Genomic DNA, 7340 nt, shown 5'->3' with positions numbered 1-7340 from the left:
CTCGGCCAGCCCGATGCCGTGTCCGCCGGAGGGGAAAACGTGCAGCTCGGCCGGCCCGCGCGTCACCCGGCGAGGACCCGGTCCAGCCGGGCGTAGCCCTCGCGGACACCTCGCTCCATGCCGCTGCTGATCATCGCGTCGCGGGTGGCGACATCGGCGTGGACGCTGTGCGTGTGCAGCCGCGTGCGGCCGCCCTCGAGCGCTTCGAAGCGCAGCGTCTCCACGGCGACCACGTCCGGGACCGCCTCGTACTCGAAGGTCTGGATGATCAGCTCGCCCTCGCGGGCGGTGTGGAAGACCCCGTTGAACCGGTAGACGTTGCCCTCGGGGTCGTGGTGGCTGTACCGGTACCGGCCGCCGGTCCGCACGTCGTAGACCTCGACGGTCATCTCGTAGCCGTCGGGCCCGAGCCAGCGCGTGACCAGTTCGGGGTCGCGGTGGGCGCGGTAGACCGCCGACGGCGGTGCGTCGAACTCGCGGGTCATGTCGACGACCGGCAGCCCGGCGGGGGCGTCGATCCGCAGTGCGTTGCTCATGGCTGTGCTCCTTCGTCGGCCGGCTCGCGGCCGTCACGTGGTTCGGGGGTGCGCAGTACGGCGTCCAGCCGTCGGTACCGCGCCTCGTGGGCGAGCCGGTACCGGTCGATCCAGGAGGTCAGTCCCTCCAGTGCGTCGGGCGCCAGATGGACCGGTCGGCGCTGCGCCTCTCGGCTCCGGGTCACCAGCCCCGCGCGCGCCAGCACCTGGATGTGCCGGGAGACCGCCTGCGTGCTGATCTCGAACGGCTCAGCCAGCTCCAGCACCGTCGCCGGCCCCCGCGACAGCCGCGCCACGATGGCGCGGCGCACCGGGTCGGCGAGGGCGGCGAAGGCGAGGTCCAGGCCGGCCTCGTCCGCCGTTGCCGGCGGGGTGCCGTCGATGCCCTCGATGTCCTCGGGGCCCTCGATGCCCTCGATGCCCTCGATGTCCTCGGGGCCCTCGCGGCCGAGTGCCCGGTCCGCTTCGGTCACATCAACCGTCCTCTTGTTCTTGTTCAACCGGAATGTTGTTCAACCTCTGAGTTGAACACTACGCCGCCCCGGTCGGCTGCGCCAGGGGAGCGTCCCGCGGGGGAGGAGACGGGGAGTACGCACGACGGGCGGAAGTGCGCCGGGTCGGTCACGATCGCCGTATGGCGCGCGCAGGAACGGGAGCGACGGGGCACCACGGGGCGAGCCGCCCCGCCCCGGGGTGGATCCTCGCCGAGGAGCGGCTCAACCGGGCCGTGGCGGTGTGCTTCGTCCTGGGCAGCGGCTTCTTCGTCCTCGGCGCCGTGCTCGCGGAGCTGACGGCGGCGGGGGTGGTGCGCTGCGCGCTCGTCTACCTCACCGGCGGCGTGCTGTTCGCCGTCGGCGCCTGGGGCGGCTTCCTCGGCTGCGTGAACTACCCCGGTCCGGCATCCGGTGCCCGCCACTGGCGCTGGTGGGCGTACCGGCCGATGCGGATCGACTGGTGCAGCGCCCTGCTGCTGCTCGGTGGAGCGTGGGTCTTCTGCGTCAACCTCGTCGACTCGCTGATGCGGGGGCTCTCCGCACAGCAGACGGACCGGCTGGTCTGGGCACCCGACATGATCGGGTGCACCCTCTTCCTGGTCTCCGGCCAGCTCGCCGTGCACCAGGTGCGGCGGGCGGCGCGTCCGGCCCGGGGGCCGGCCTGGTGGACGGCCGTGATCAACCAGGCGGGCGCCGTGCTGTTCATGGTCGCGGCGCTGGCCGACTACACGCGGGACGCCACCGGCTCCCCGGTCAACGTGCACATCGCCAACTGGGCGACCCTCGGCGGAGCCGTCTGCTTCCTCGCAGGGGGAGTCGCACAGTGGTTCGTCACCCCGGCGGGGGTGGCGGGGACCCCCGGGAGCGCCGAACGCCCCGGCCCCGCATGAGGCGGGGCCGGGACGCTCGACTCCACCGGGTCAGTCCTGCGCCAGGCCGGTCTGCCACATGCGGAACCCGGCGTCGTCGCCGCGTCCGACGAGCGCCACCGTCGCCGGGACCTCGCCCTCGTCGAGCAGGAACACGGAGCACTCGGTGACGCTCGCGCCGGGGCGCAGCATCTCGTTCGGCTCCGCCGACGGGCAGGGCGCCACGCCCACCCCGTAGACGTCGATGAGGTTCAGCTTGGAGATCTCGCGGCCCGCGGCGGTGTAGACGCTCAGCCCGGACTTCATGTCCGGCAGCAGGTCGTGCTCGCCGTCGTTGGTGTACTCCGCGAAGACGTAGAAGGGGATCTTGTCCCGGTCCACGTCCCAGTCGGAGAGGTCGGACGGCTCGCCGCGCAGCACCTCCACCGGTGCGGCGGTCAGCGGCACGTCGTGGTCGCCGCCGGCGGTCTGCCAGACGGTCTCCACCTCCGTGCCGAGCGGGCGGATGACGTCCAGGTAGTCGGCTCCCTCGACCGCCCACTCGCCGTGCTCCCCGGCGGGGTCGGCCCAGGCCACGGCCAGCGGCTCCATGCCCTCGGGAAGCAGGTAGATCTGGCAGACGCTCACCGCGGCCCCGTCCACGATGCTGTCCGGCGCCGGGCGGTCGCACGCCGCGGGGAACGGCGACCCGCCGCCGAAGGAGAGGACGTTCAGCGGCTCGGCGCCCCGTCCGTCGCGGCCCACCACGGAGAAGCCGTCCTCCACCGCGGGGGCGGGCAGGTCACCGCCGTCGGCGGTGACCCGGAAGGTGAGGTAGTAGGGGACCATCTGGTCCTGGCCGTCGCGCAGCCGGATGTTCTCCAGGTCCGCTATGTCTCCCCGCGCGAGGCTCTCGGGTTCGACGACCACGCCGTGCTCGGCGTCCTCGACGCCGGTCCACACGGTCGTCAGCGGCCCGCCGCCGACGAGGGCGACCTCCTCGGCTGCCCCGCCGCCGGTGTCGTCCGTCTCCTCGGCGGTGGTCGCCTCGCCGCTCCCCGCCTCGTTGCCGCCGGTTCCGCTGTCGGAACCACCGCAGCCGCTGATCAGCACGGTCAGTGCCGCCGCGCCGGCGATGCCGGCGATCCTGCCACGTATACGCACGTGTCCCCCATGGTCGAACGTTGCTGACGCCCCGGGGCCTGCGGCGCCGCGAGCGACGTGCGCCCCCGGGATGCCGCGCCTCCGCGGACGGCCCGCCGTGTGCGGCGGGTCCCGGGCGCGTCCGGTCGTGGCCCCCGCGGGGCCGACGCGCCCGATGGCGGCCATGCTAGGCGAGGCTCGAACGCACCTTCGAAGCGGGTATACCGGGCGACGCCGTCACGGGTGGGGCGGGTGGGGCGCCTTCCGGGCCGCGGGTGGACGATCGCCCCTGCGATCGACTGCCACGGCCTCCGGCACGGTGGCGCCGGTCGGAGCCAGTTCGCAGTTTCCCCGTCCACGTGCTCGCGACTCCTCTATCGTCCGTCACGGGCCGGAGTCACAGCCGCCCGCAACGGCTGGTCGAGTCGGTTGCCGGGCGACGGCTCCGCACGTTCCTGCGGAAGTTCGGGGGAGAACATGATCAGTGAGCCGGAGCGAGAGTTCCACCGCGCGATGGTGCTCGGTGCGAAATGTCTCAAGAAGGAGATCGGCTACAACCCGACCCGGTTCCTGGAGATGGTCGGGGAGCTGGGTGGCGCCGAGGCCGCCCGCCGGCTGATGCGCGGGCGGGACGCCTCGGACGGCTTCACCACCCTCTGGGAGCGCGGGCGACTGGAGATGAGCGTGGAGGCGTTCGTTCTCCTGCCGTGGTACCGGGGGCTCTTCACGGACGAGCAGCTGGCGACCGCCGATCGGCGGCTGCGGGAGCACCGTTTCGACGTCGACCGGTTCCTGCGCACCTCCGGGCAGTCGCCCCCGGAGTGGGCCGCGTCGGAGCCGGCCGAGTCCGACTGACCGTGGCCGCGGTCCGGTCCCCGCAGGGGCACAACGCGTAGAGCGGCCGTGCCGAGCGTGCCCGATGCGATGGGGGTGCCCTCAGGGATGGCTGAGGCGGGCGCTGCGGACCGCCGGCCACGAGATGTCAGGCAGCGCCCCACCATGCGGCGGTCGACATCGCCCAGCCCCCACCGGGCCTCGCCGGTGCGGTCGGCACGAGGTCGCGGCCGGCGCGGCCCGATCTGCCGGGTGGCGACTCTGCGGTCCGCTCCCGCCGACAGCAAGAAACCCCGGGCCCAAGGGGTCCGGGGTTTCTTGTGCGACTACTGGTGTCCGAGGGGGGACTTGAACCCCCACGCCCGATAAAGGGCACTAGCACCTCAAGCTAGCGCGTCTGCCATTCCGCCACCCGGACAGGGTCGCCGCGTCCGGAGCCTGTCCGGCCCCGCGCGACAGCTCAACCATATCAAGGTCGGGGCGGTGCTCGTGCCGCGGTCGCGCGCCGAGGGCCCGGGGAGGTTCAGGCGGGCTCGGCGGCCATCCCGTGGAGCAGGCTGCGCGTCACCAGGGCGACGGCCCGGTGCTTGGCCAGGCCCTCCTCCTGCATCGCCTCCCAGCCCGCGGACACCAGGTACCACAGGACCCGGACGAACCACTCGACCGTGATCTCCGGCGAGACGACGCCCTCGGCCTGGCCGCGGGCGTGCAGGGCGCCGATCGGTGCGTGGATCTGCTCCCAGCGGCTGTCGTCCCAGCGGACGTCCCCGCTGGTGTCGTTGAAGAGCGGCATGATGCGGGGGCTCAGTTCGAAGACCGCGGCGACCAGTCGTGCCGCCGCCTCGGCGGCCTCACCCTCGTCGAGCGCCGCCTCGGCCAGTGCGCGTTCGGTGTGGTCCACCGCGTCGGTCAGCAAGGCGTCCACGAGCGCCGCACGGTCGGGGAAGTACCGGTGCAGGGTCGAGCGACCGACATCGGCGGCGCGGGCGACCTCCGAGAGGGGGGTGGTGAGGTCCTCGGCGAAGCAGGTGACCGCCGCGTCGAGGATCGCCCGCCGGGTGCGGGAGACGGTGCCGGCTGCCGGTGGCGGTGACGCCGCTCGCGTCGAGGAATCCATGCCCGCATGGTAGGCGATCGAGTCAGTGTTGAATCACTGTGGAACTCGGCTTGCCTTCATGGGACAGTGTGTCCCATGACCACGATATCGTTGCGCCCACCGCGCCACCGGGTCCAGCCGCGCGTCGTCGCCTGGTGGACCCTGCGGGCCCTGTGCGGTACCGCCCTCGCCGCCGCCACGCCGCTGGCCGCCTGGTTCTTCTGGGAGTCCTCCCGCACCTGGACCGGGCCGGTGGCCGTCGCGGTCCTCGCGCTCGGGCTGCTGTACGCCGCGGTGACGCCCTCCTGGCGCTACGCCGTCCACCGCTGGGAGACCACCGACGAGGCGGTGTTCGTCTCGGCGGGCTGGTTCGTGCGCGACTGGCGGATCGCGCCCATCTCCCGCATCCAGACCGTCGACACCAGCAGGGGGCCGATCGAGCAACTGCTCGGCATCGCCACCCTCGTGGTGACCACCGCCTCGGCCAGCGGCGCCGTCCACGTCCGGGGGCTGGCCCCCGACGTCGCGCGCGCCTCCGCCGAGCAGCTCGCCGAGATCACCCGCCGCACGCCGGGGGACGCCACATGACCGCCGAGCACACCACCCCCGCCGTGCCGCCGCCCGCCGCCCCACGCGCCGAGCCGCCCACTGCCCCGCCCGCCGACGCCGGCCGCGCGGCGCCCGTCGCGGACGTGCCGGGGCCTCCGGAGGGCGCACCCCTCGTGGAGGAGACGCCACCGCCCGACGACGGCACGCCGTGGCAGCGGTTGGACGGCCGCATGATCGGAGCGGATGCGCTGCGCGTGCTGCTCTCCATGGCGCCCGCCGCCGTGGCGCTCCTGGTGGTCGGAGTGGAGCCCGACGCCGGGGTGGTCTGGCCGCTGGCAGTCCTCGCCGCCTGGGGCGCGTTCAAGGCGGTCCGCAACACCGTCCGCTGGGCGACCACGCGTTACCGGTTGACCGACGACTACCTGGAACGGCGTACCGGGCTCCTCGTCCGCTCCCACCGGTCCATCCGGCGGGAGCGCGTGCGCAGCGTCGACGGCGAGGCGCGGCTGCTCCAGCGGCTGTTCGGGCTGCGCCGGGTCAAGGTCGGCGCCGGGCAGATGAACACCGCCATGGAGTCCGCACTGGTGCTGGACGCCGTCTCGCGCGCCGCAGCCCGCGACCTGCACGCCCGACTGCTCGGTGAGGACCGGACCACCGGGCCCGCCCCCGCCGCGACCTCCGCCGCCGCGAGCGCTGCCGCCGCGACGGACACCGCTGCGACGGACACCGCCCGCACGCCGGTCGGGGGAGAGGACCCCGCGGCGGCGCCGCCCGCGGGGCGCGCGACCCGGCAGCTCTCCCGACTGCGCCCCTGGTGGGTGGTCTACAACTGCTTCTCGGTGTGGGGGCTGCTGATGGCGGCCGGCCTCGCCTGGGGTGGGTGGGTCACGCTCGGCATGTTCGGCTTCAACGCCTTCGCCTGGGTGCGGGGGCTCGCCGACTGGGGGGCGATCGGCGTGCCCGGGACCGTCGCCGCGGCCGTGCTGGCCGCCTGGGCGCTCGGCGTGGTCGGCCTGGCGGTCAACTTCGCGACGACCTACGCCCACTTCCGGCTGGAACGCACCACGGGCGAACACGGCGACGTGCTGCGGACCACCCAGGGGCTCTTCCGTACCCAGGAGATCAACCGCGACGAGAACCGGCTGCGCGGCGCGACGCTCTCCGAGCCGCTGCTCTGGCGGTGGCTCCGGGTCGCCGACCCCGCGATCATCACCACCGGGCTGTCCGTGTGGAGTTCCGCCTCCGCGATCCTGCCGCGCTGCCCCCGCGAGCACGCCCGCAGCGTCCTGACGGAGGTCCTCCGCGCCGGCGAGGACAACCCGTTGCGCGCGCCGCTGCGCCGTCACCCGGCCGGGGCGCTGCGGCGCCGGCTGGTCTGGGCGGTGGCGGTCGCGGCCACCGCCACCGCGGTGCTCGCGTGGCTCGCCGCGACCACCGCGCTGCCGCACGCGGTGTGGTGGGTCACCGGTCCGGTGCTGCTGACGGCCGGCTGCGGGCTGGCGGTGGCCGGTTACCGCTCGCTGGGCCACTCCTTCGCGGGGCCGTGGGTCGTGGTGCGCTCCGGGGCCGTCAACCGCGCGACCAGCGTGCTGCGGACCGGGGCGGTCAGCGGGGTCCGGGTGCGGCAGTCGCTCTTCCAGCGCCGCCTCGGCCTGGCGACGGTCACCGTCTCCACGGCGGCGGGGTACGGCGCCTACGAGGCGGTCGACCTGGCGGCCCCGCGGGCGGCGGAGTTCGCCGACCGGGCGCTGCCGGGCGGCGTCGCGGCGTTCCTGGAGGCAGAGCCGCCGGCGCGGTGAACGGCGCCAGGCCGAGGCGGCGCTGGAAGAGCGACTGCCGC

8 protein-coding genes and 1 tRNA gene are annotated in these 7340 nt (G+C 74.3%); 4 read left to right on the top strand and 5 right to left on the bottom strand.

Annotated features, from left to right (window positions below; all coding sequences use genetic code 11):
- Positions 1-62: 62 nt before the first annotated feature.
- Positions 63-536, bottom strand: a complete 474-nt coding sequence (locus HCN56_RS21855; RefSeq protein WP_167973752.1) for an SRPBCC family protein — start codon at positions 534-536, stop codon at positions 63-65.
- A complete protein-coding gene (locus HCN56_RS21850; protein WP_312871359.1) occupies positions 533-1009 on the bottom strand; it encodes an ArsR/SmtB family transcription factor in 477 nt (158 codons plus the stop codon). The genes HCN56_RS21855 and HCN56_RS21850 overlap by 4 nt, the downstream gene beginning before the upstream one ends.
- 161 nt (positions 1010-1170) lie before the next feature.
- On the opposite strand from HCN56_RS21850, the gene HCN56_RS21845 reads away from it, so the two are divergent.
- Entirely contained in the window at positions 1171-1920 is a 750-nt protein-coding gene (locus HCN56_RS21845; RefSeq protein WP_167973750.1) for a hypothetical protein, read from the top strand.
- 30 nt (positions 1921-1950) lie between these two features.
- Here the strand turns inward: HCN56_RS21845 and HCN56_RS21840 are convergent, their stop codons facing one another.
- Positions 1951-3042, bottom strand: a complete 1092-nt coding sequence (locus HCN56_RS21840; protein ID WP_167973748.1) for a hypothetical protein — start codon at positions 3040-3042, stop codon at positions 1951-1953.
- Between the two features lie 456 nt (positions 3043-3498).
- On the opposite strand from HCN56_RS21840, the gene HCN56_RS21835 reads away from it, so the two are divergent.
- Positions 3499-3876 (top strand): hypothetical protein, encoded by a 378-nt coding sequence (locus HCN56_RS21835; RefSeq protein WP_167973746.1) that lies wholly within the window; start codon positions 3499-3501, stop codon positions 3874-3876.
- Between the two features lie 309 nt (positions 3877-4185).
- On the opposite strand, the gene HCN56_RS21830 is transcribed toward HCN56_RS21835, so the two are convergent.
- Positions 4186-4273: transfer RNA gene (locus HCN56_RS21830), tRNA-Leu, on the bottom strand.
- A gap of 105 nt (positions 4274-4378) precedes the next feature.
- Positions 4379-4972, bottom strand: a complete 594-nt coding sequence (locus tag HCN56_RS21825) for a TetR/AcrR family transcriptional regulator (RefSeq protein WP_167973744.1) — start codon at positions 4970-4972, stop codon at positions 4379-4381.
- A gap of 75 nt (positions 4973-5047) precedes the next feature.
- Between HCN56_RS21825 and HCN56_RS21820 the strand changes: the two genes are divergently transcribed.
- Positions 5048-5539 (top strand): PH domain-containing protein, encoded by a 492-nt coding sequence (locus tag HCN56_RS21820; protein WP_167973742.1) that lies wholly within the window; start codon positions 5048-5050, stop codon positions 5537-5539.
- Positions 5536-7299 carry a PH domain-containing protein gene (locus HCN56_RS21815; RefSeq protein WP_167973740.1) on the top strand — a complete coding sequence of 588 codons (1764 nt, stop codon included), beginning with the start codon at positions 5536-5538 and terminating at the stop codon, positions 7297-7299. Before HCN56_RS21820 ends, HCN56_RS21815 begins: the two co-directional genes overlap by 4 nt.
- The last annotated feature ends 41 nt before the right edge of the window (positions 7300-7340 follow it).

The organism is Streptomyces lonarensis (assembly GCF_012033735.1).
GTDB lineage: Bacteria > Actinomycetota > Actinomycetes > Streptomycetales > Streptomycetaceae > Streptomyces > Streptomyces lonarensis.
Note: the sequence above shows the minus strand (reverse complement) of the source record. Positions and strands in the feature narration are given on the sequence as shown.

Coding starts and splice junctions, on each gene's coding strand:
- HCN56_RS21820 (WP_167973742.1), top strand. CDS start 5,048: ATGACCACGATATCGTTGCGCCCACCGCGCCACCGGGTCCAGCCGCGC.
- HCN56_RS21855 (WP_167973752.1), bottom strand. CDS start 536: ATGAGCAACGCACTGCGGATCGACGCCCCCGCCGGGCTGCCGGTCGTC.
- HCN56_RS21835 (WP_167973746.1), top strand. CDS start 3,499: ATGATCAGTGAGCCGGAGCGAGAGTTCCACCGCGCGATGGTGCTCGGT.
- HCN56_RS21825 (WP_167973744.1), bottom strand. CDS start 4,972: ATGGATTCCTCGACGCGAGCGGCGTCACCGCCACCGGCAGCCGGCACC.
- HCN56_RS21845 (WP_167973750.1), top strand. CDS start 1,171: ATGGCGCGCGCAGGAACGGGAGCGACGGGGCACCACGGGGCGAGCCGC.
- HCN56_RS21815 (WP_167973740.1), top strand. CDS start 5,536: ATGACCGCCGAGCACACCACCCCCGCCGTGCCGCCGCCCGCCGCCCCA.